The organism is Klebsiella sp. NPDC088457 (assembly GCF_044900465.1).
Classification (GTDB): Bacteria; Pseudomonadota; Gammaproteobacteria; order Enterobacterales; family Enterobacteriaceae; genus Klebsiella.
Genome location: NZ_JBJDNH010000036.1, coordinates 36,045 through 59,129, shown reverse-complemented (window position 1 = coordinate 59,129; position 23,085 = coordinate 36,045). Strand labels below are relative to the sequence as shown.

Below are 23,085 nucleotides of genomic sequence, written 5' to 3'. Positions count from 1 at the left end.
TATTCATCGCCACGTTTGCCGCGCCGCCGGGGCGTTCTTCGATCGTTTCCACCTTCACCACCGGCACCGGGGCTTCAGGGGAAATACGACTGGTGGGACCATACCAGTAGCGGTCCAGCATCACATCGCCAACCACCAACACTCCTGCACGTTCAAACTCCGGCAGCGTTACTTTCATGACTCTCTCCTGCGAGATGCAAACTTTGCGCGCGATAATAGCACACCCGGTTTTTTAGTTAAGCCATCAACCACTTCTGCCAGCTGGCGCTAACCTGCTCACGTTCATGGGTGAAGGCGTCCAGGGCAACGTTCCCCGGCTGTTCCTGCAAGGCCAGATGATGCAGCGCATCGCGCAGCGTGGTATACGCGTGGGTCAACGCCCGTGCTTCTTGCTCATCCATAATGTCGTTTTGCGCCAGCAGCTCCAGAATGCGCACATTATCAGACCAGCGCGTCAGCTTCGGTTTATCGTGCGCATAGCGTAGGACCAGATACTGGGTAATAAATTCAATGTCGGTAATGCCGCCGGCATCGGCTTTAATATCAAAGCGATCGCGGTGTTTATTCCCGAGATGCGCGCGCATCTTCTCGCGCATTTCCCGCACCTCGGTCTGCAGCGTCTCCCCTCCACGCGGGGCGCTGAGAATATCGCGCCGGATGGTATCAAAACGCGCCTGCAGTTCCGGATCGCCATACACCACGCGGGCGCGCACCAGCGCCTGATGCTCCCAGGTCCAGGCTTCATTTTTCTGATAATCGGCAAATGAATCGGCGGTCGTAACCAGCATGCCCGCGGCGCCGGAGGGACGTAAGCGAGCGTCCACTTCGTACAGAATCCCCGAGGACGTGCGGGTGCTGAACAGGTGCATGATGCGCTGAGCCAGACGCAGATAGAACTGGCGACCGTCAATTTCGCGCTCGCCATCGGTCATCACCTCAACCGGACAATCATGCAGGAACACCAGATCCAGGTCGGAACTGTAGCCTAGCTCCCACCCCCCCAGTTTACCGTAACCGACGACCGCAAAACCGCGGCCCGGGCGGTCATGCAGATGGGTTGGTTGGCCATAACGCGCCACCATCTGCCCCCACGCCTGCTGCACTACCGCATCAATCATCGCCTCGGCCAGCCAGGTTAAGTGATCGCTCACTTTCATCACCGGCAGCGTTCCGGCGATATCAGCGGCGGCAATATGCAGCAGCTGCGCCTGCTTAAACTGCCGTAGCGCCTCCAGCTGCTGCTCTTCATCCTCTTCCGGCACGCGCAGCAGATACTGACGCAGCTCATCGCGATAGGCATCGGTGGCCGTCGGTTGATAGAGGGTGTTCGGGTCCAGCAGTTCATCCAGCAGCAGCGGATGGCGCGCCAGCTGGCTGGCGACCATCGGCGAGGCGGCGCACAGGCTAATCAGATGTTTCAGCGCGCCGGGGAATTCGCTGAGTAGCTCAAGATAGGTGGTCCGGGTGACGATGCCGGTCAACAGCGGCGTAATTCGCGCCAGCGGCACCGGCGCATCGGCACGCGAGCATACTTCGCTGAGCAGATGCGGCATCAGCTGATCCAGCACCTGGCGCCCGCGCGGGCCGATGGTGCGTTTATCCAGCTCCTTACGGAAATCGGCAATCAGCGCCAGCACGCTACGGCGATCGCTATCCGCAAGGTGGGCCAAAGCCGGGCTGGTGTCATCCTCTTCCAACGCATCCTGCCATAGCTCGCGCCAGTACTCTTCCAGTTGTTCATCCGGCGATTGCGCTTCATCGTCGCCAATCAGCTCGTTGAACACCCGCCGTACGCTGGCCATTTTCTCTTCCAGCTGCGCGCTCAGGGCCTCCCAGTCATCAACCTGCATCCCCCACGCCAGCCGGGCGCGGTTGAGCGCGTCCTGCGGCAGAGTTTGCGTCTGCTCATCATTGATGCTTTGCAGCAGGTTTTCGAGGCGGCGTAAGAACAGATAGGCTTCGCGCAGCCGCGCGGCATCGCCTGCCGGCAGCAGGTGCAGCTCATCGATGGCGGCCAGCGTCGGGAGCAGCGCCCGCAGCTGCAGCGCCGGTTCGCGCCCGCCGCGGATCAGCTGAAAGACCTGCACGATAAATTCAATTTCGCGGATCCCGCCCGCGCCAAGCTTGATGTTGTCTTTCAGGCCGCGGCGGCGAACCTCACGGGCGATCATCCCTTTCATGTTGCGCAGCGACTGGATCACGCTGAAGTCGATATAGCGACGGAAGACAAACGGCCGCAGCATCGCGCGCAGCTCGCTGGCATAGGTGCCTTCGTTATCGCCCATGATCCGCGCTTTGACCATCGCATAGCGCTCCCAGTCGCGCCCCTGCTCCTGATAATAATCTTCCAGCGCGGCGAAGCTCAGCACCAGCGGTCCGCTGTCGCCAAAGGGGCGCAGGCGCATATCCACCCGGTAGACAAAACCGTCCTGCGTCGGCTGATCGAGAACTTTAATCAGCCGCTGACCGAGGCGGGTAAAGAACTGTGCATTATCGAGCTCGCGGCGCCCGCCGCGGGTGGCACCATGCTCCGGCCAGGCAAAAATCAGGTCGATATCCGACGAGAAATTGAGCTCGCCGCCGCCGAGTTTACCCATCCCGAGGATCAGCAGCGGCTGCGGCTTTCCTTCAGCGCTGCACGGAGTGCCCCATTCGCTGCAGCAGGCGGTATAAAGCCAGTCGCGGGCGGCAACGATGAGGGTCTCCGCCAACGCGCTTAGCTGCTGCAAGCTGCTCTCTTCGCTGACCAGCGACAGCGCCTGTGCCCAGGCGATACGCACCATCATTCGGCGGCGAAACAGGCGCAGCTCGCGCATCAGCGCCGCTTCGTCGTTGACCTCCGCTAATGCCGCCTGTAGCCACTCGGCATAGTGACGCCACTCCTGCGCCTCAGGCGGTGAGTTTTCCAGCTCCGCCAGCCACTGCGGCTGGGCCACCAGGCTCTGCTGGACGAAATCGCTGAACGCCATCACCGACTGCGCCTGCGGACTTAACGTGGATAATGGAAAATCCGCCGGTAGCCGGTCCACAACCGTCTGCCAGTGCTGCTGCAACTGCGAAGAAAGCGCCATTATAGGGGTCTCCCTGGCCTGAAATTATCGTTTTCCACTATGCAGCCAGAACGGTTCCGCGACCAGCGCCTGGCGGCGGAAATATTCAATAACGCTGCTATCCCGGTGTTCAATGGCGCGGCGAACTTCCTGCCAGTTTTCCAGCCAGGCTCCCGCGGCGTCGGCATAGGCGCCGGCTAACATCTGAACGCAGTCGATTTCACGGGCCAGACGCGGCAGCTGGCCATCATAATCGTCGCCCAGCGTTTGCTGGAACGCATTTTTGAGCTCAGCCGCCGCCCGCGAAAGCTGAATATCCGCAAAACGTTTAAACGAGCCGGCGATCTTCTTTTGCCCGTTTTCATTTAAAAACGCGCGCCAGCCGCGGCCCACCAGCCACTCCGTCAGGGTTAGCTTCGCGCTGACCGTGGCGATGCTGAACAGCGCGGCCGGGTCTTTTCCGGCCTCCTCCAGCGCCGCTTCGGCTACGCTGAGCTGCTCACGCAGCTGCGCGGTGGCCTTACGCGGGACAATGCCGCCAAACAGCACCAGCGCATGACGTACCCGCGCGATAGCGCGGAGAATTTGCGCTTTCGCCGCCGGGTTGCCGCGGTTCCAGACCTCATCATGATAGAGCCAGTGCGCCAGCGCGTTCTCCAGCGCCGCTTCCAGCCCCTGCTCAACGCTGGCTTTTGCTGCCACCGGCAGAATGCCGCAGGACCGCAGCGGGCGTTGGTCGTTGCCCTGGGCCAGATGGTAGCCGCGCGCGGCCTTGCTCAGACTCCCCTGACGCAGTACGCCGGTGTCGAGCAGACGACGCGCAAGCGTCAGCACATCGGCCGTATCACCGGACAATAGCTCCAGCTCCAGTTCACAAATCGCTTCCTGATGCTCTGCGGTTTTGACCTCGCCGCGATCGAGGGCGATTTCAATCTGGCTGTCGCCTTCGCTCACCAGCCATTTTTCACGTTCAAAATCGGTGCTGAACAGCGGCTGTACGTTTTGCGCGAGCCCCGCGGGCAGCTCGCCCTGCGGCCAGACCCCGGCAGGCAGACGTTCCAGCGCCAGCTCGGGTTTCTCCAGCGGGATATTATATTCCGGGCGCTGATGCAGCCCGCCCACCACCCGACCGGCGATTTTCAACGTCATTTCGTAACGGCCGCGATCGCCACGGATGCGTAGTCCCATATCATGGCGGCGCAGCCAGTTGTCTGCCGTTTCGTAGTAAATATTGAGCAATGGACCCGCAGGCGTATGCTGGGCATTAAGCGTATTAAGGTGCTGACGTAATGTGTCTACGCCGCCGTCGGAAACGATAAACTTTAATTCGATTTCTTGAGCCATGACTGAATTCTTCCGCTTCTCTGCGCTGTAGGGAAAATACGGCGAACTAACGCCGATATTTTTTGTCAGTAGATAGTATTTTGCGGCGAATCGCCATGCAATGCGCATTTTGCCGGGCCACCTCCTGGATGTTTCCGATTGTGGCAGAAAACTTTGCGTCGCTATGGCGATGCCACTACTATCGTTCAACTTTTTATGATCAAACGATGACCTGATGCCAAAATTACGCCTTATCACTTTTACTTTGCTGGCGCTGAGCGCCGCCACGGCGGTTCATGCAGAAGAAAAGCGCTATGTTTCTGATGAACTGAACACCTGGGTTCGCACGGGTCCTGGCGATAATTATCGTCTGCAGGGCACCATCAACGCCGGGGAAGAAGTCTCTCTGCTGCAAACTAATGACAGCACCAATTATGCACAGATCCGCGACGGCAATGGCCGTACCGCCTGGATTCCGCTGAAAGAGCTGAGCACCCAGCCCAGCCTGCGTACCCGCGTGCCGGATCTGGAAAATCAGGTTAAGACCCTGACCGACAAGCTGAACAACATCGATACCACCTGGAATCAGCGCACCGCAGACATGCAGAAAAAAGTCGCCGGTAGCGATAACGTCATTAACGCGCTGAAAGACGAGAATCAAAAGCTGAAAAATGAGCTGGTTGTCGCCCAGAAAAAGGTCAATGCCGCCAATCTGCAGCTGGATGACAAACAGCGCACCATTATCATGCAGTGGTTTATGTACGGCGGCGGCGTGCTCGGCGTCGGTCTGCTGCTCGGTCTGGTGCTACCGCATCTGATCCCGAGCCGTAAGCGTAAAGACCGGTGGATGAACTAATTCGTCTTCTCTGCCAGACTTACGTATCATCTTGCGCAAAGTGGATACGGGAGAGTCAGGCGTGAAGATTTATCTGGTCGGTGGTGCGGTTCGGGATGCATTATTAGGGCTACCGGTCAAAGACCGAGACTGGGTCGTGGTGGGCGCCACGCCAGGCCAGCTGCTTGACGCGGGCTACCAGCAGGTAGGCCGCGATTTTCCCGTGTTCCTGCACCCGGAAAGCCGGGAGGAGTACGCGCTGGCGCGTACCGAGCGGAAATCCGGCTCCGGCTATACCGGTTTCACCTGTTATGCCGCGCCTGACGTCACCCTTGAACAAGATCTGCTGCGCCGCGATCTGACGGTCAATGCGCTGGCCGAGGACGCAGACGGGGTGATTATCGACCCCTACGGCGGCCAGGCCGACTTACGTCTGCGCCTGCTGCGCCACGTCTCCCCGGCCTTTAGCGAAGATCCGCTGCGCGTGCTGCGCGTGGCGCGCTTTGCCGCCCGCTATGCCCATCTGGGTTTTCGCATCGCCGACGAGACGCTGACGCTGATGCGCAAGATGGCCGACGCCGGCGAACTGGCGCATCTGACGCCGGAACGGGTATGGAAAGAGACGGAAAATGCCCTTGGCACCCGCAATCCGCAGGTCTTTTTCCAGACCTTACGCGACTGCCATGCCCTCGGCGTACTGTTCCCGGAAATCGATGCGCTTTACGGCGTTCCCGCGCCGGCCAAATGGCACCCGGAAATCGATACCGGTCTGCATACGTTGATGACCCTGACGATGGCGGCAATGCTGTCGCCGGACGTTGACGTCCGTTTTGCCACCCTGTGCCACGATCTCGGCAAGGGGCTGACGCCGAAAGAGTTCTGGCCGCGTCATCATGGCCACGGCCCGGCTGGCGTTAAGCTGGTCGAACAGCTCTGCGCTCGCCTGCGGGTACCGAACGATATTCGCGATCTGGCAAAACTGGTGGCCGAATTCCACGACCTGATTCACACCCTTCCCATTCTGCAGCCAAAAACGCTGGTCAAACTGTTCGATAATATCGACGCCTGGCGCAAGCCGCAGCGGGTGCTGCAAATCGCCTTAACCAGCGAGGCGGATGTGCGCGGTCGTACCGGTTTCGAAGCCTGTGATTATCCTCAGGGACGCCTGCTGCTCGAAGCCTGGAACGTCGCCCGTTCGGTAGCAACAAAAGACGTGGTTGCCGAGGGATTTAAAGGCGTGGAAATTCGTGAAGAGCTGACGCGACGGCGCATTCTGGCCGTCGCACGGTGGAAGGAAGAGCGCTGCCCTCAGCCGCAAGACTGAGGGCCAGCGTTACCTGCGCTTAGAAGAAGACCACGTAAACCACCGCCGCGACGATAAAGCGGTAGATGGCGAACGGGATGAACGAGATACGTTTAATCAGCTGCAGGAAGGTTTTAATCGCGATCAGCGCCACGATAAACGCCATGAAGAACCCGACGGCAAACATCGGCAGATCGCCCATGTTCAGGAAGCCGATGCTCTTATACACATCCAGCACGGTCGCTCCCATCATCATCGGCACGGCCAGCAGGAAGGAAAACTCCGACGCCGCATAGCGGCTGACGCCCATCAGCATGCCACCCGAAATGGTCGCGCCAGAGCGGGAGAAGCCCGGCCACAGCGCCAGACACTGGAAGCAGCCGATAATAAACGCCTGACGGTAGGTCAGATCATCAATCCCCACCGCACGCGGCTGTTTTGGCTTCAGCAATTCCGCCGCAATCAGCAACACGCCGCCGACAATCAACGCGTACATCACGTTTATCGGGTTGAACAAGGATTTGATGGCATCGTGGAATATCAGGCCCAGCACCACCGCCGGAAGCATGCCAAGAAGAATATGAATCAGTGATAAGCGACCGCGCCCCTCGCCTTCATGTACCGGCGGTTTACCGAAATGAATGCCAATCAGGCCAAACAGACGGCGCCAGAACATCACGACCACGGCAAGAATGGAGCCTAACTGGATAACCACCTCAAAAGTATTTGCGGTATCACCTTCAAAACCCAGAAGATGACCGACAATAATCATATGACCAGTACTGGAAACAGGCAAAAACTCTGTTAAACCCTCAACCACACCCAATATTGCCGCCACCAGCAGCGAGTGTATATCGCTCATCCAATTAAACCCTTTAAAAAGTAAAATGAAAAATCCAGATCTGAAGAACCCTTCCATCAGGCGTCATGGGTGCAGCCAGTTTGGACACAGATAGCGCTTCACTCCCGCAGCGTACACGTAGTCGGTGAAGAATCAATCATTACGCGTTATCTACCGGCACATTCAAAGGCTAAGGTATCCTGCTGAAAAGTGCTGTACTACAAAATGACAAATAAAATAGCCTGATGGCCGGGCTCTATGACCTGTATAAAGACAATTTGTTTAATGAGTATGACCTGAAAAGTTTTGTTTCAGATTAAGGCCACGTCCAATCACGCCCGATGACGTTCGATAATTACGCCAACGTTCGCCGCCCGGGCCACTGCGCCAGGTTTGCTGACTTTAATCCGCACCCACGGCGACTGAAATTTTTCCAGCAGCAGATCGGCGATTTCTTCCGCTACGCGCTCAACCAGCGCAAAGCGCCCGCCTTCAACGTGGTTGATAACCAGTTCGCTGATATCAGCATAGCTGAGGCAGTCGCGGACATCGTCGCTGCCTGCCGCTTTGCGGTTATCCCACGCCATTTCGATATCGAACACCAGCTTCTGTTCGATGGTTTGTTCCCAGTCGTAAACACCGATAGTGGTGATGACCGAAAGTTGCTCTATAAATACAATATCCATCACGACCTGCCTGCTTTTTGGCTAAACCGGATACCACTTCCGGCGAATTATGCGTATTATCCACAGATGCAAAGACATCCCCTAAATAATTCGCATTGCAGGAAAGCGGCGGCGCGGCACGCGTTCCGGAGCATAGCAGTACTCCGTGGCGACACGGACGAGGACCGCCTGCGCCCCCGTAAGGCGAAGAATACCGGGGACAAAACGACATTTTCACAATGGAACAGCTGATGAGTGCAATCGCGCCTGGACTGGTTATCCTTGCCTACCTCTGCGGCTCAATTTCCAGCGCCATTCTGGTGTGTCGCCTCGCTGGCCTGCCCGACCCTCGCGATAGCGGCTCAGGCAATCCCGGAGCGACTAACGTACTACGGATTGGCGGCAAAGGAGCAGCCGTAACGGTTCTTATTTTTGATGTGCTCAAAGGCATGCTGCCCGTCTGGGGTGCCTGGGCGCTCGGTCTGACTCCGTTCTGGCTGGGCCTGGTCGCCATCGCGGCCTGCGTTGGCCACATCTGGCCGGTGTTTTTTAATTTCCGCGGCGGTAAAGGCGTTGCCACCGCTTTCGGCGCGATCGCCCCGATCGGCTGGGATTTGACCGGCGTGATGGCCGGTACCTGGCTGCTGACCATCCTGCTGAGCGGCTACTCTTCGCTAGGCGCCATAGTCAGCGCGCTCATTGCGCCCTTCTATGTCTGGTGGTTCAAACCGCAGTATACCTTCCCGGTATCGATGCTCTCCTGTCTGATCCTGCTGCGCCATCATGACAACATCCAGCGTCTGTGGCGCCGCCAGGAGAGCAAAATCTGGTCCCGGCTGAAGAAGAACAAAAAAACGCCGGAGCAGAAATAATCTCACGCCCGGCACGCCTCGCCGGGTCCCTTTTCCACGACAATCTTTTTGAATTCCCCGATTTTTCAGCCAATCATCCTGACCCATCCCGATATTAAAGATAATCCTTTCGCTACAATCACTTAGTTATGTCTTATAACCAAAAGTGATTTATTCCCGTTCCTGCCGATGTTTACTCTGAATATCTCGATAAGACACAACAGAACAACATCATGACAGACGTAATTAATGCGGCTCCGGTCGCTGCGACAGGGTCGCCCGGCGGGGAAGTACAATGGATACGCGGCGCGGCCGATGTGTCACGTTTAATTAATGAGGGCAGCAGCGGGCGCAATAATGCGCGTATCGTCATGGGTATCGCCCTCGGCGGTATTTTTCTTGATGCCTACGATCTCGGCTCCCTGGCCTTCGGCCTGAAAGATATTACCCGCGAGTTCAATCTGACTCCTGCCGGTACCGGAATGGTGGCATCGGCGATCACCTTCGGAGCGATCGTCGGCGCGCTGTTGGGTGGCTACCTGACGGATAAAATCGGCCGCTACCGCGTCTTTATGGCCGATATGCTGTTCTTCGTCGTGGCCGCGATCGCCTGCGCGCTGGCCCCCAACGAATACGTTCTGACCGGCGCCCGCTTTGTCATGGGCCTCGGCGTCGGTATCGATCTGCCGGTGGCGATGGCCTTCCTGAGCGAGTTCTCCAGGCTTAAGGGGCCGGGCAACAAAGCGGCCAGCGTCGCCATGTGGTGCCCGACGTGGTATGCCGCCATCAGTATCTCGTATCTGCTGGTGCTCTTTTTCTACGCCGTGCTGCCAGAAAGCCACAGCGACTGGCTGTGGCGGCTGATTCTCGGCTTCGGCGCGGTTCCTGCGCTGGTGATTATCGCCATTCGCAGCCGCTACATGAGCGAATCGCCGGTATGGGCCGCCAACCAGGGCAACCTGCGTGAAGCCGCCGCTATCCTACGCCAGGCGTATAACATCAACGCCCACGTGGCGCAGGATGCGCTGGATAAACCGGCGCCGGTGGTGAAAAAGGCGCAATGGAGCAACTATTTCCGTCTGTTCCAGGGCGTCTATCTGCGGCGTACCACGCTGGCCACGCTGCTGTCGGTGGTCTCATCCTTTGCCTATAACGCCGTCGCTTTCGGCCTGCCGGTGATCATCTCCAGCTTCTTTGTTCAGTCGATGCTGACGACGATTCTGATCTCGCTGGCGCTGAATCTGCTCTTCGCCTTCGTCGGCGGTCTGCTGGCGGTTCGGCTGGTGCCGCGTTTAGGGGCCTGGAAGATGTCTCTGGCGGGCTACAGCTGCCAGCTGGCGGCGCTGCTCGGGCTGGCGCTGATCGGCCGCCCGGACGGTGCGGGCGAGGGTGTTGCCGCAGTGGCGATGCTGGCGCTGTTCCTGTTCGGCCAGGGCTTTGGCCCCGGCGCCCATACCATGACCTTTGCCTCGCTGAGTTATCCGACCTCGCTGCGCGGCGTCGGCGTCGGCCTGAACCAGACCCTGATGCGCAGCAGCTCGACGCTGTCGCTGTTCCTGTTCCCGCTGCTGGTGGCCGCGCTGGATACCCGGGTATTCTGGGTTATCGCCGCCGCGCCGCTGATTGGCCTGCTATCGCTGCTCGCCATCCGCTGGGAACCTTCGGGTTATGACATTGACGCCGAGGATTATCAGGCGCAATAATCTTGCCACTCAACGGCCGTCGTTCCGGCGGCTGTTTTGCCGTTTTTTATGCATAAGCTTTTCATATGATCGAGATGCTTTACGCCCGATCAATACTCATCGCTGCTGTTTTATCTTGATTTTGCAGGGGCGCGACATTGCACAGCACCGTATCACCAGAGAATAAAAAAGGCTGGCAGGCCACGCTGGACCTTCATTTTCAACATCGCGGCGGCAAAACGGTACTCACCTCCGCCCGGCATGTCGGTCCCCTCACCGTCCAGCGCCCCTTTTATCCCGAAGAAGACACCTGTCATCTCTATCTACTGCACCCGCCGGGCGGCATTGTCGGCGGTGATGAACTGACGATTAACGCCACGCTCGATAGCGGCTGCCACACGTTGATCACCATGCCCGGCGCCAGCAAATTTTATCGCAGCGGCGGCGCGCAGGCGTGCCTGCATCAGCGCCTGACGCTCGCCGCGCAGTCAACCCTGGAATGGCTGCCGCAGGACGCGATTTTCTTTCCCGGCGCCCGGGCCAATCTGCACACCGCCTTTCACCTTTGCGCCTCCAGCACACTGCTGGCCTGGGATCTGCTGTGCCTTGGCCGCCCGACGATCGGCGAGACCTTCAGCCACGGCGTCATTGCTAACCGTCTTGAAGTGTGGGTGGATGAATCACCGCAGCTGATTGAGCGCCTGAGCCTGGCCGATGGGCAGCTGGCAAGCGTAGCCGATCGCCCATGGGTCGGGACCCTGTTGTTCTATCCCGCCAGCGAATCCCTGCTGGAAGGGGTGCGGGAACGGCTGGCGGCGCTGGCAAGCTATGCCGGGGCTACGCTGACCGAAGGCCTGCTGACGGTACGATTCTTAAGTGACGATAATTTACTTTGCCAGCGGGCGATGCGTGATATCTGGCAGTTTATGCGCCCGCATCTGACCGGCAAATCGCCGGTGCTTCCCCGAATCTGGCTGACCTAAGAGAACGCTATGGAACTGACACCCAGAGAAAAAGACAAGCTGCTGTTGTTTACCGCCGCGCTGGTGGCGGAACGTCGTCTGGCCCGCGGTCTGAGGCTGAACTATCCGGAAGCCGTCGCCTTAATCAGCGCTTTTATCATGGAAGGCGCCCGCGACGGTAAAACCGTCGCCGCGCTGATGGAAGAAGGCCGCCACGTGTTAAGCCGCGAGCAGGTCATGGAGGGCGTGCCCGAAATGATCCCCGATATCCAGGTCGAGGCCACCTTCCCGGATGGCTCGAAGCTGGTCACCGTCCATAACCCGATTATCTGAGGTATCGCGATGATCCCAGGTGAATACCAGGTGCAGCCCGGGCAGATAGCCCTGAACGTTGGCCGCGCCATCCGCAGCATTATCGTTGAGAATCACGGCGACCGGCCGATTCAGGTTGGCTCGCACTACCATTTTGCCGAGGTCAATCCGGCGCTGAAGTTTGACCGTGGGCAGGCCACGGGCTATCGCCTGAACATTGCCGCCGGTACCGCGGTGCGTTTTGAACCCGGGCAAAAACGCGAAGTGGAGCTGGTCGCCCTCGCCGGCCGCCGTGCGGTGCACGGTTTTCGCGGCGATGTGATGGGCAATCTGGAGGCAAACGATGAGTGATATTTCACGTCAGGCCTATGCCGACATGTTCGGCCCCACCACCGGCGATAAAGTGCGTCTGGCGGACACCGAGCTGTGGATCGAGGTCGAAGACGATCTCACCACCTACGGCGAAGAGGTTAAATTCGGCGGTGGCAAAGTGATTCGCGACGGGATGGGTCAGGGGCAGATGCTGGCGGATGAGTGCGTCGATCTGGTACTGACGAATGCGCTGATTGTCGATCACTGGGGGATCGTTAAAGCCGATATCGGCATCAAAGACGGGCGGATCCTGGCGATCGGCAAAGCGGGCAACCCGGATATCCAGCCCAACGTGACGATTCCCATCGGCGCAGCGACGGAAGTGATTGCCGCCGAAGGCAAAATAGTCACCGCCGGCGGCGTCGATACCCATATCCACTGGATCTGTCCGCAGCAGGCGGAAGAGGCGCTGGTCTCCGGCGTCACCACGATGATCGGCGGCGGCACCGGCCCGGCCGCGGGCACCCACGCCACCACCTGTACGCCGGGCCCGTGGTACATCTCGCGGATGCTGCAGGCGGCAGACAGCCTGCCGGTGAATATCGGCCTGCTGGGTAAAGGCAACGGTTCCAACCCGGACGCTCTGCGCGAGCAGGTCGCCGCGGGGGCTATCGGCCTGAAAATTCATGAAGACTGGGGCGCCACGCCGGCGGCGATCAACTGCGCGCTGACCGTTGCCGACGACATGGATATTCAGGTGGCGCTACACAGCGATACCCTGAATGAATCCGGCTTTGTGGAAGATACGCTGGCGGCGATCGCCGGGCGAACCATCCACACGTTTCATACCGAAGGGGCCGGCGGCGGCCATGCGCCGGATATTATTACCGCCTGTGCGCACCCGAATATTTTGCCCTCTTCGACCAACCCGACGCTGCCCTATACCGTCAATACCATCGACGAACATCTGGATATGCTGATGGTCTGCCATCATCTCGACCCGGATATCGCCGAAGATGTGGCCTTTGCCGAATCGCGTATCCGCCGGGAAACCATTGCGGCGGAAGATGTCCTGCATGACCTCGGCGCCTTCTCGCTGACTTCGTCTGATTCGCAGGCGATGGGCCGCGTCGGCGAAGTGGTTCTACGCACCTGGCAGGTCGCGCATCGGATGAAGGTCCAGCGCGGCCCGCTGACGGAAGAGACCGGTGATAACGACAACTTCCGCGTGAAGCGCTACATCGCCAAGTACACCATCAACCCGGCGCTGACCCACGGTATCGCCCATGAGGTCGGCTCGGTGGAAGTCGGCAAGCTGGCTGACCTCGTGCTGTGGTCCCCGGCGTTTTTCGGCGTTAAACCGGCAACGGTTATCAAGGGGGGGATGATCGCCATCGCCCCGATGGGCGACATCAACGCTTCGATTCCTACCCCGCAGCCGGTGCACTATCGCCCGATGTTCGGCGCGCTGGGCAGCGCGCGCCATCACTGTCGTCTCACCTTCCTGTCGCAGGCGGCGGTTGATAACGGCGTGGCGCAACGCCTGAATCTGCAGAGCGCCACGGCGGTGGTAAAAGGCTGTCGGACGGTACAAAAGGCCGACATGATCCATAACGACCTGCAACCCCATATCACCGTCGATTCTCAGACCTATGAAGTGCGGATCGATGGCGAGCTGATTACCAGCGAACCGGCAGACGTCCTGCCGATGGCGCAACGCTATTTTCTGTTTTAAGGAGTCCGGATGATCTATCTGACCCAACGAGTTGATTCACCCGGTAAAGTGACCGCCAGCGTCACGCTGCCGATCGATGTGCGGGTGAAAAGCCGCAGTAAAGTTACCCTCAACGATGGCCGCGAAGCGGGGCTGATGCTGCCGCGCGGCCTGCTGTTACGCGGCGGCGAGGTGCTGAGTAATGAAGAGGGCAGCGAGTTTGTCGAGATTATCGCCGCTGATGAAGAGGTATCGGTGGTGCGCTGCGCGGATCCGTTCATGCTGGCGAAAGCCTGCTATCACCTCGGAAACCGCCACGTCCCGCTGCAAATCATGCCCGGCGAGCTGCGCTATCACCACGACCACGTGCTGGACGATATGCTGCGCCAGTTCGGTCTCGAGGTGAGCTTCGCTCATCTGCCGTTCGAGCCCGAAGCCGGCGCTTATGCCAGCGAAAGCCATGGGCATAGCCATGGCCACCATCATGGCCATGATCACGCCCACGAGCACAGCCACTAAATGCCGACGCCGGAAAAACGCCTGCGCCTGATGCAGCTTGCCAGCAGCAACCTCCCGGTCGGCGGCTATAGCTGGTCGCAAGGGCTGGAGTGGGCGGTGGAAGCAGGCTGGGTGCCCGATGCCGCCGCCTTTGAACGCTGGCAGCGGCAACAAATGGAACACAGCTTCTTCACCGTCGATCTGCCGCTGTTCGCGAGGCTGTATCAGGCATGTGAACACAACGATCTGCCCGCAGCCCAACGCTGGACGGCGTACCTGCTCGCCTGCCGTGAAACCCGCGAGCTGCGTGAAGAAGAGCGCAATCGCGGCGCGGCCTTTGCCCGCCTGCTGGCCGACTGGCAACCGGATTGCCCGCCGGAGTGGCGCGTCTTGTGCCAGCAAAGCCAGCTCGCCGGCATGGCCTGGCTCGGAGTGCGGTGGCATATCGCGATGGCTGATCTGGCGCTGAGTCTCGGCTACAGCTGGATTGAAAGCGCGGTCATGGCCGGCGTTAAGCTGGTGCCTTTCGGTCAGCAGGCCGCCCAGCAGCTGATTTTGCGCCTGTGCGATCGCTACGCGGCGGATATGGCCTGCGCCCTTGCGGCCCCGGACAGCGCGATAGGCTCATCCACGCCGCTGGCCGCCATTGCCTCCGCCCGACATGAAACTCAGTATTCCCGATTATTCCGTTCCTAGGAGACAGCATGAACAACTACAAACACCCGCTGCGCGTCGGCGTCGGCGGCCCGGTCGGTTCCGGGAAAACGGCCCTGCTGGAAGCGCTGTGTAAAGCCATGCGCACCGCCTACCAGCTGGCGGTGGTAACCAACGATATCTACACCAAAGAAGACCAGCGTATCCTGACCGAGGCGGGCGCCCTCGAGCCGGAACGCATTGTCGGCGTGGAAACCGGCGGCTGTCCGCATACCGCCATCCGCGAAGACGCCTCCATGAACCTGGCGGCGGTAGAAGCGCTGAGCGAGAAGTTTGGTAATCTCGATCTGATCTTCGTTGAAAGCGGCGGCGACAACCTGAGCGCCACCTTCAGCCCGGAGCTGGCGGATCTGACCATCTACGTGATTGATGTCGCGGAAGGGGAAAAGATCCCGCGTAAAGGCGGCCCGGGGATCACCAAATCTGACTTCCTGGTGATCAACAAAACCGACCTTGCACCGTATGTGGGCGCCTCGCTGGAAGTGATGGAGCGCGACACGATGCGCATGCGCGGCGAGCGTCCCTGGACCTTCACCAACCTGAAAAGCGGCGATGGCCTGAGCAACATCATTGCCTTCCTCGAAGACAAAGGCATGCTGAAGCCATAGCCCCCTGCACCATCCGGACGCGCCTGCGCCCGGATGGTGCACAGCCTGCCCTCTCTTTATTCATCGCCTCCCGCCCGCGCCCGCCGGCGCTGCTCTACGAAGTGGCATAAGGTTTGCTAATTCCAGTCATGCCTAACCATTAAGGAATGACTATGTCATCACTGGATATAAAAACGGAGTTACCTGCGCAGAGCGATGCATCCGGCTCGCGGGAAACCCTGGAAGATTACACCCTGCGCTACGCCCCGCTGAGCTTTCGCCGCTGGGGGCCTGGCGTCGTCGCCGTAACCGCGCTGGGCGGCATCGCCTACCTGGCTGACTTTTCCATCGGCGCCAGCATCGGCATGGCATGGGGCAGCACCAACGCCATTTATGCCATCCTGCTGGCGGCGCTGGTGATCTTCCTCACCGGCATCCCGCTGGCGATTACCGCGGCACGCTACAACATCGACCTCGACTTAATCACCCGCAGCGCCGGATTCGGCTATTTTGGCTCGGTGATCACCAGCATTATCTTTGCCGGTTTCACCTTTATCTTCTTTGCGCTTGAAGGCTCGATTATGGCCCAGGGGCTGCTGGTTGGGTTAGGGATCCCCCTGTGGATGGGCTATCTCATCGCCACCCTGATGGTCCTGCCGCTGGTGATCTACGGCATGAAAGCCCTGACCCGCCTGCAGGTGTGGACCACGCCGCTGTGGCTGGTGCTGATGGTGGTGCCGGTTGCCTGGCTGATTGCCAAAGACCCGGCGCTGGTGGACGGATTTATGCACTTCGCCGGCAAGAATAACGCGGCGCACGTTGATTTAACCGCCATTATGCTCGGCGCCGGCGTCTGCCTGTCGCTGATTATGCAGATAGGCGAGCAGATCGATTATCTGCGCTTTATGCCGCCGAAAACGGCAGAGAACAGCAAAAGCTGGTGGCTGGCGGTCTTTTCCGCAGGCCCAGGCTGGGTGGTATTAGGAGCGATTAAGCAGATCATCGGCGCCTTCCTCGGCTTCTATCTGCTGACCCGCTTCCCGGCGGTGCACAATACCGAACCGGTACAGCAGTTCGTCAGCGTCTTTGATAACCTGGTACCCGGCTGGCTGGCACTCACCCTGGCCGTGGTGCTGGTGGTGATCTCGCAGATTAAAATCAACGTCACCAACGCCTACTCCGGCTCTCTGGCGTGGACCAGCGCCTGGACACGCACCACCCGACGCTATCCGGGGCGAATTATCTTCGTTATCGTTAACCTGGCCATTGCGCTGGCGCTGATGGAAGGGGATATGTTCAGCGCCCTGTCGTGGATCCTCGGCTTTTACTCCAACTTTGCCATTGCCTGGGTGGTGGTCGTGGCTACCGATATCACCGTCAATAAGGGCCTGCTGAAGCTGGCTCCGGCGCAGCCTGAATACCGCCGCGGGATGATCCACAACCTCAATCCGGTAGGCGTGGTCTCGTTTGCTCTGGCGGCCGGGCTCTCTATCTGCGCCTTCTTCGGCCTGCTGGGAACCACTCTGGCCCCCTTCTCACCGCTGATTGCGCTGGTCGTTGCGCTGGTGATGACGCCGCTGATGGGCATCCTGACCGGCGGCCGCTACTACATCAAGCAGCACGACGACGGTATTGCCGAACCACGCTATGACGCGCAGGGCAATGCGTCTATCACCGTTTACCAGTGCGTCAGCTGCGAAGAAGAGTACGAACGGCCGGACGTGATGCATTCGCACAAGCATCAGGGCGCTATCTGTTCGCTGTGTAAGAGTATGGAATAAATCAGAAAGGCAGGCCGACGCAACGTCGGCCTGTTATCCGCGGTATTACGCCGCCGGCAGTTCCGCGAGCGGCCAACGCGGACGGACGGTAACGCCCAGATCGGCTTTCGCCCCGGTGCGCAGGCGTACCATGCCAGCGTAGGCAATCATCGCGCCGTTATCGGTACAGAATTCCGGACGGGCGTAGAACACTTCGCCGCCGCGTTTAGTCATCATCTCCGCCAGCTTCGCCCGCAGCGTCCGGTTGGCGCTCACGCCGCCGGCCATCACCAGCCGTTTAAAGCCGGTCTGCTCAAGCGCCCGGCGGCACTTAATCATCAGCGTATCCACGACCGCATCTTCAAAGGCGCGCGCAATATCCGCCCGGGTCTGCTCGTCATCGCCATTATTACGGATAGTGTTGGCGGCAAACGTCTTCAGGCCGGAGAAACTGAAGTCCAGGCCAGGACGGTCGGTCATCGGGCGCGGGAAGACAAAACGCCCTTCGCTGCCCTGGGCGGCCATTTTCGACAGCATCGGCCCGCCCGGATAATCCAGGCCCAGCAGCTTGGCGGTCTTATCGAACGCTTCGCCGGCCGCGTCATCAATAGATTCTCCCAGCAGTTCATACTGACCGATGCCGGTAACGCTGATGAGCTGAGTATGGCCGCCGGAGACCAGCAGAGCGACAAAAGGAAACGCCGGCGGATTATCTTCCAGCATCGGCGCCAGCAGATGCCCTTCCATATGGTGGACCGGGATTGCCGGCACGTTCCAGGCAAACGCCAGCGAACGGCCCACGGTTGCGCCGACCAGTAGGGCGCCGACCAACCCCGGACCTGCGGTATAAGCCACCGCATCAATCTCTTTTGCCGTCAGCCCGGCCTCTTTTAATGCCGCCTGGATCAGCGGCACGGTTTTACGCACGTGATCGCGCGAAGCCAGCTCAGGCACCACCCCGCCGTAATCGGCATGTAATTTCACCTGACTATACAGTTGGTTGGCTAGCAGGCCTTTTTCGTCGTCATAAACGGCGATGCCGGTTTCATCGCAGGATGTTTCAATACCCAGTACACGCATATCTTGTTTTACCTCGCTCTAATACCGCGCAGTTTAGGACCAATGCGGGTTGATGTATACCCTAAGCGTGTCAGGCGGAGGCATCACGGCGCCCTAAAATCGACAATCTGCGCAAGGCCGGGCGGGTACTGGCCTGCGTCGGCAAAAGCAGCCTCTTGATGGCCGGCACGGCGACAGAAACAAAACTTTGTTCGCCCAGGCAGGAACCCTCGTGTATACTCCTCACCCTTATAAAAGTCCTTTCAAAAAAGGCAGCGGTGCTTTACAAAGCAGCAGCAATTGCAGTAAAATTCCGCACCATTTTGAAATAAGCTGGCGTTGATGCCAGCAGCAAACCGAATTAATCAAAGGTGAGAGGCACATGCCGGTAATTAAAGTACGTGAAAACGAGCCGTTCGACGTAGCTCTGCGTCGCTTCAAGCGTTCCTGCGAAAAAGCAGGTGTTCTGGCGGAAGTTCGTCGTCGTGAGTTCTATGAAAAACCGACTACCGAACGTAAGCGCGCTAAAGCTTCTGCAGTGAAACGTCACGCGAAGAAACTGGCTCGCGAAAACGCACGCCGCACTCGTCTGTACTAATCTGTTGAGGGCGCGACAGCCCTCAATTCAGAGCGAGTTGTAGTTGTAAGGCCGTGCTTCCGGAAGGAATGCGCGGCTTATTTTCGTTTATGCATTAGCAGATATACCACATCATTCAGGATGCATCCCGGGCGGCAAGGGCGTGAATCCCCGGCGCTTACGTCAGTAAGTGGCAGGGCGGACAAACCTGGCTAAGATTGGGGCAGTTTGAATCATGCGGTATATACTTTACGGGGCCTATGGCTGGACGAATCCCACGCGTATTTATCAATGACCTGCTGGCGCGCACCGACATCGTCGATCTGATTGACGCGCGGGTAAAGCTCAAAAAGCAGGGCAAGAACTACCACGCGTGCTGTCCATTCCATAACGAAAAAACCCCCTCTTTTACCGTCAACGGTGAAAAACAGTTTTATCACTGCTTTGGCTGCGGTGCGCACGGCAACGCCGTCGACTTCCTGATGAACTACGACAAGCTCGAGTTCGTGGAGACGGTCGAAGAACTGGCGGCCATGCACAACCTCGAAGTGCCATATGAAGCAGGCAATGGACCGAGTCAGATAGAGCGCCATCAGCGGCAAAGCCTCTATCAGTTGATGGACGGTCTGAATGCGTTTTATCAGCAGTCTCTGATGCAGCCCGCCGCTGACCCTGCGCGCCAGTATCTGGCGAAACGGGGTTTAAGCAACGAAGTCATTGCGCGTTTCGCGATTGGCTATGCGCCGCCCGGTTGGGACAACGTCTTAAAACGCTTTGGCGGCAATCAGGAAAACCGCCAGTCGCTTATCGATGCCGGCATGCTGGTCACCAACGATAAGGGACGCAGTTACGACCGCTTCCGCGAACGGGTGATGTTCCCTATCCGCGATAAGCGAGGCCGGGTCATTGGGTTTGGTGGTCGCGTGCTGGGCGATGCCCTGCCGAAATACCTGAACTCCCCGGAAACCGATATTTTCCATAAGGGCCGTCAGCTGTACGGCCTGTATGAAGCGCAGCAGGATAACGCCGAACCACAGCGCTTGCTGGTGGTCGAAGGCTATATGGACGTCGTGGCGCTGGCGCAGTACGACATTAACTATGCCGTCGCGTCGCTGGGTACGTCGACCACTGCCGACCATATTCAGCTTTTGTTCCGGGCGACCAATCAGGTCATCTGCTGTTACGACGGCGACCGGGCCGGCCGCGATGCCGCCTGGCGGGCGCTGGAAACGGCGCTACCGTACATGACCGACGGTCGTCAGCTACGCTTTATGTTTCTGCCCGACGGCGAAGACCCGGATACGCTGGTGCGTAAAGAGGGGAAAGCCGCGTTTGAGGCGCGGATGGAGCAGGCTCAGCCGCTCTCCACGTTTTTGTTCAACAGCCTGCTGCCGCAGGTTGATTTGAGCACCCCGGATGGGCGCGCGCAGCTCAGCACCTTAGCGCTGCCGCTGATAACCCAGGTGCCGGGCGAAACGCTGCGCATTTATTTGCGCCAGGAGTTGGGCAACAAGCTGGGGATTCTGGATGATGCCCAGCTTGAACGTTTAATGCCAAAACAGACAGAAAATGGTGCTCCGCGCCCCGCGCCGCAGCTAAAACGCACGACCATGCGTATACTGATAGGACTGCTGGTGCAAAACCCGGATCTGGCGCCGCTGGTCCCGCCTTTAGCAGGCCTGGATCAGAGCAAAATGCCCGGGCTTGGCCTGTTCAGCGAACTGGTCAGCAGCTGTCTGTCTCAGCCGGGTCTGACAACCGGGCAACTTTTAGAGCAGTATCGCGGGACAAATGAGGCCGCGACCCTTGAAAAACTGTCGATGTGGGACGATATAGCAGATAAAGATATCGCAGAAAAAACCTTCACCGACTCGCTCAACCATATGTTTGATTCACTGCTCGAACTGCGACAAGAAGAGTTGATAGCTCGCGATCGCACGCACGGTTTAAGCAGTGAAGAACGCCGGGAACTCTGGACAATCAGTCAGGAGCTGGCAAAAAAATGAATTGCACGGCTTAAGTGCCGAATATCGTTCGGGAAGCCCCCGACAGCCGCGCTGAGGCGCAGCGGCAATAATATAAGTACGCCCTCGCTTTAAATGTTGGCAGTTTTGTCTGTCGACACCAATCAAACGAATTAAGTGTGGATACCGTCTTATGGAGCAAAACCCGCAGTCACAGCTGAAGCTTCTTGTCCAACGTGGTAAGGAGCAAGGCTATCTGACCTATGCCGAGGTCAATGACCATCTGCCGGAAGATATCGTCGACTCCGATCAGATCGAAGACATCATCCAAATGATCAATGACATGGGCATTCAGGTGATGGAAGAAGCACCGGATGCCGATGATCTGCTGTTGGCTGAAAACAGCAACAACACCGACGAAGATGCAGAAGAAGCGGCTGCACAGGTTCTGTCCAGTGTTGAATCGGAAATCGGGCGGACAACCGACCCGGTGCGCATGTACATGCGCGAAATGGGTACCGTAGAGCTGCTGACGCGTGAAGGCGAAATCGACATCGCCAAACGTATCGAAGATGGGATCAACCAGGTTCAGTGTTCCGTTGCTGAATATCCGGAAGCGATTACCTATCTGCTGGAGCAGTACGATCGCGTTGAGGCTGAAGAAGCGCGTCTGTCTGACCTGATCACCGGCTTCGTCGATCCGAACGCCGAGGAAGACCTGGCGCCGACCGCCACGCACGTCGGTTCTGAACTCTCTCAGGAAGAGATGGATGACGACGAAGACGAAGATGAAGAAGAAGACGACGACAGCAGCGATGACGACAACAGCATCGACCCTGAGCTGGCGCGCGAGAAATTCGCTGAACTGCGTACGCAGTACGAGCTGACCCGCGACACCATCAAAGCCAAAGGTCGTAGCCACGCCGCCGCGCAGGAAGAAATTCTCAAGCTGTCAGAAGTGTTCAAACAGTTCCGTCTGGTGCCGAAACAGTTCGATTACCTGGTTGGCAGCATGCGTAGCATGATGGATCGCGTCCGTACTCAGGAACGCATCATCATGAAACTGTGCGTCGAACAGTGCAAAATGCCGAAGAAGAACTTCATCACCCTGTTCACCGGCAACGAAACCAGCGAGACCTGGTTCAACGCCGCTATCGCGATGAACAAGCCGTGGTCTGAGAAGCTGCACGATGTCAAAGAAGACGTTCAGCGCGGCCTGCAGAAACTGCAGCAGATTGAAGAAGAGACCGGCCTGACCATTGAGCAGGTTAAAGATATCAACCGTCGCATGTCTATCGGGGAAGCGAAAGCCCGCCGTGCGAAGAAAGAGATGGTTGAAGCGAACTTACGTCTGGTTATCTCGATCGCCAAGAAATACACCAACCGCGGCCTGCAGTTCCTCGATCTGATTCAGGAAGGTAACATCGGTCTGATGAAAGCGGTCGATAAGTTCGAATATCGTCGTGGTTACAAGTTCTCCACCTATGCAACCTGGTGGATCCGTCAGGCGATCACCCGCTCCATCGCGGATCAGGCGCGCACCATCCGTATCCCGGTGCATATGATTGAGACCATCAACAAGCTCAACCGTATCTCCCGCCAGATGCTGCAGGAAATGGGTCGCGAACCGACGCCGGAAGAGCTGGCTGAGCGCATGCTGATGCCGGAAGATAAAATTCGTAAAGTGCTGAAAATTGCTAAAGAGCCCATCTCCATGGAAACGCCGATCGGCGACGATGAAGATTCGCATCTCGGCGATTTCATCGAGGATACCACCCTCGAGCTGCCGCTGGACTCCGCTACCACGGAAAGCCTGCGCGCGGCCACGCACGACGTTCTGGCCGGTCTGACCGCCCGTGAAGCGAAAGTGCTGCGTATGCGTTTCGGGATCGATATGAACACCGACCATACGCTGGAAGAAGTGGGTAAACAGTTCGACGTTACCCGCGAACGTATTCGTCAGATCGAAGCGAAGGCGCTGCGTAAGCTGCGTCACCCGAGCCGTTCTGAAGTACTGCGTAGCTTCCTTGACGATTAATCGTCGCCGGAAACAAACAAGCTCCCTGCGGGGAGCTT

General features: G+C 58.6%; 20 protein-coding genes and 2 pseudogenes. 15 read left to right on the top strand and 7 right to left on the bottom strand.

Annotated elements, in window-relative coordinates; genetic code table 11:
- The 3 genes and pseudogenes from ACI2JR_RS20675 to ACI2JR_RS20665 all read right to left on the bottom strand — a co-directional run.
- Positions 1–178, bottom strand: a pseudogene (locus ACI2JR_RS20675) (bifunctional heptose 7-phosphate kinase/heptose 1-phosphate adenyltransferase); the annotation flags it as partial.
- 58 nt (positions 179–236) lie between these two features.
- Positions 237–3,074: a bifunctional [glutamate--ammonia ligase]-adenylyl-L-tyrosine phosphorylase/[glutamate--ammonia-ligase] adenylyltransferase gene (glnE, locus tag ACI2JR_RS20670; protein WP_165905719.1), complete on the bottom strand. Its 2,838-nt coding sequence runs from the start codon at positions 3,072–3,074 to the stop codon at positions 237–239.
- A 21-nt stretch (positions 3,075–3,095) separates the two neighbouring features.
- Positions 3,096–4,394: an inorganic triphosphatase gene (locus ACI2JR_RS20665; protein ID WP_462479360.1), complete on the bottom strand. Its 1,299-nt coding sequence runs from the start codon at positions 4,392–4,394 to the stop codon at positions 3,096–3,098.
- Positions 4,395–4,608: 214 nt separating this feature from the next.
- On the opposite strand from ACI2JR_RS20665, the gene ACI2JR_RS20660 reads away from it, so the two are divergent.
- Together ACI2JR_RS20660 and ACI2JR_RS20655 are read left to right on the top strand one after the other, a co-directional pair.
- Positions 4,609–5,229 (top strand): TIGR04211 family SH3 domain-containing protein, encoded by a 621-nt coding sequence (locus tag ACI2JR_RS20660; RefSeq protein ID WP_132729679.1) that lies wholly within the window; start codon positions 4,609–4,611, stop codon positions 5,227–5,229.
- Between the two features lie 61 nt (positions 5,230–5,290).
- Positions 5,291–6,532, top strand: coding sequence for a multifunctional CCA addition/repair protein (locus tag ACI2JR_RS20655; RefSeq protein WP_132729678.1), 1,242 nt, complete (start codon positions 5,291–5,293; stop codon positions 6,530–6,532).
- Positions 6,533–6,551: 19 nt separating this feature from the next.
- Here ACI2JR_RS20655 and bacA read toward each other — a convergent pair whose 3' ends face one another.
- Both bacA and folB read right to left on the bottom strand, forming a co-directional pair.
- On the bottom strand, positions 6,552–7,373 hold the full coding sequence (bacA, locus tag ACI2JR_RS20650) for an undecaprenyl-diphosphate phosphatase (RefSeq protein ID WP_132729677.1): 822 nt from the start codon (positions 7,371–7,373) through the stop codon (positions 6,552–6,554).
- Between the two features lie 311 nt (positions 7,374–7,684).
- The gene (gene folB, locus ACI2JR_RS20645) at positions 7,685–8,038 is read right to left on the bottom strand and encodes a bifunctional dihydroneopterin aldolase/7,8-dihydroneopterin epimerase (protein WP_132729676.1); all 354 of its coding nucleotides are present in this window, start codon (positions 8,036–8,038) and stop codon (positions 7,685–7,687) included.
- 230 nt (positions 8,039–8,268) lie between these two features.
- Here folB and plsY point away from each other — a divergent pair, with 230 nt between their 5' ends.
- Complete coding sequence (gene plsY / locus ACI2JR_RS20640) at positions 8,269–8,889, top strand: glycerol-3-phosphate 1-O-acyltransferase PlsY (protein ID WP_132729675.1); 621 nt, start codon at positions 8,269–8,271, stop codon at positions 8,887–8,889.
- A gap of 212 nt (positions 8,890–9,101) precedes the next feature.
- Entirely contained in the window at positions 9,102–10,571 is a 1,470-nt protein-coding gene (locus ACI2JR_RS20635; RefSeq protein WP_462479359.1) for an MFS transporter, read from the top strand.
- Positions 10,572–10,656: 85 nt separating this feature from the next.
- On the opposite strand, the pseudogene ACI2JR_RS20630 reads toward ACI2JR_RS20635, so the two are convergent.
- Positions 10,657–10,755, bottom strand: a pseudogene (locus tag ACI2JR_RS20630) (short-chain dehydrogenase); the annotation flags it as partial.
- On the opposite strand from ACI2JR_RS20630, the gene ACI2JR_RS20625 reads away from it, so the two are divergent.
- From ACI2JR_RS20625 to ACI2JR_RS20590, 8 genes are all read left to right on the top strand, one after another.
- Positions 10,709–11,533 carry an urease accessory protein UreD gene (locus ACI2JR_RS20625; RefSeq protein ID WP_462479358.1) on the top strand — a complete coding sequence of 275 codons (825 nt, stop codon included), beginning with the start codon at positions 10,709–10,711 and terminating at the stop codon, positions 11,531–11,533. The pseudogene ACI2JR_RS20630 and the gene ACI2JR_RS20625 sit on opposite strands and share 47 nt — an antisense overlap.
- A gap of 9 nt (positions 11,534–11,542) precedes the next feature.
- Complete coding sequence (locus tag ACI2JR_RS20620) at positions 11,543–11,845, top strand: urease subunit gamma (protein WP_132729672.1); 303 nt, start codon at positions 11,543–11,545, stop codon at positions 11,843–11,845.
- A gap of 9 nt (positions 11,846–11,854) precedes the next feature.
- A complete protein-coding gene (locus tag ACI2JR_RS20615; protein WP_462479357.1) occupies positions 11,855–12,175 on the top strand; it encodes an urease subunit beta in 321 nt (106 codons plus the stop codon).
- Positions 12,168–13,871 carry an urease subunit alpha gene (gene ureC, locus ACI2JR_RS20610; protein WP_462479356.1) on the top strand — a complete coding sequence of 568 codons (1,704 nt, stop codon included), beginning with the start codon at positions 12,168–12,170 and terminating at the stop codon, positions 13,869–13,871. The genes ACI2JR_RS20615 and ureC overlap by 8 nt, the downstream gene beginning before the upstream one ends.
- A 9-nt stretch (positions 13,872–13,880) precedes the next feature.
- Positions 13,881–14,369 (top strand): urease accessory protein UreE, encoded by a 489-nt coding sequence (gene ureE / locus ACI2JR_RS20605; protein ID WP_132729669.1) that lies wholly within the window; start codon positions 13,881–13,883, stop codon positions 14,367–14,369.
- On the top strand, positions 14,370–15,044 hold the full coding sequence (locus ACI2JR_RS20600) for an urease accessory protein UreF (protein ID WP_462479355.1): 675 nt from the start codon (positions 14,370–14,372) through the stop codon (positions 15,042–15,044).
- Between the two features lie 8 nt (positions 15,045–15,052).
- Positions 15,053–15,670, top strand: a complete 618-nt coding sequence (ureG, locus tag ACI2JR_RS20595) for an urease accessory protein UreG (protein ID WP_462479354.1) — start codon at positions 15,053–15,055, stop codon at positions 15,668–15,670.
- A 152-nt stretch (positions 15,671–15,822) separates the two neighbouring features.
- Positions 15,823–17,430: a purine-cytosine permease family protein gene (locus ACI2JR_RS20590; protein ID WP_462479353.1), complete on the top strand. Its 1,608-nt coding sequence runs from the start codon at positions 15,823–15,825 to the stop codon at positions 17,428–17,430.
- A gap of 45 nt (positions 17,431–17,475) precedes the next feature.
- On the opposite strand, the gene tsaD is transcribed toward ACI2JR_RS20590, so the two are convergent.
- Positions 17,476–18,489: a tRNA (adenosine(37)-N6)-threonylcarbamoyltransferase complex transferase subunit TsaD gene (tsaD, locus tag ACI2JR_RS20585; RefSeq protein ID WP_462479352.1), complete on the bottom strand. Its 1,014-nt coding sequence runs from the start codon at positions 18,487–18,489 to the stop codon at positions 17,476–17,478.
- 361 nt (positions 18,490–18,850) lie between these two features.
- Between tsaD and rpsU the strand changes: the two genes are divergently transcribed.
- The 3 genes from rpsU (at position 18,851) to rpoD (ending at position 23,047) form a co-directional block, all read left to right on the top strand.
- Entirely contained in the window at positions 18,851–19,066 is a 216-nt protein-coding gene (gene rpsU / locus ACI2JR_RS20580; protein WP_001144069.1) for a 30S ribosomal protein S21, read from the top strand.
- Positions 19,067–19,305: 239 nt separating this feature from the next.
- Entirely contained in the window at positions 19,306–21,051 is a 1,746-nt protein-coding gene (dnaG, locus tag ACI2JR_RS20575) for a DNA primase (protein ID WP_132729664.1), read from the top strand.
- A gap of 151 nt (positions 21,052–21,202) precedes the next feature.
- Positions 21,203–23,047, top strand: coding sequence for an RNA polymerase sigma factor RpoD (gene rpoD / locus ACI2JR_RS20570; protein WP_032690659.1), 1,845 nt, complete (start codon positions 21,203–21,205; stop codon positions 23,045–23,047).
- Positions 23,048–23,085 lie beyond the last annotated feature (38 nt).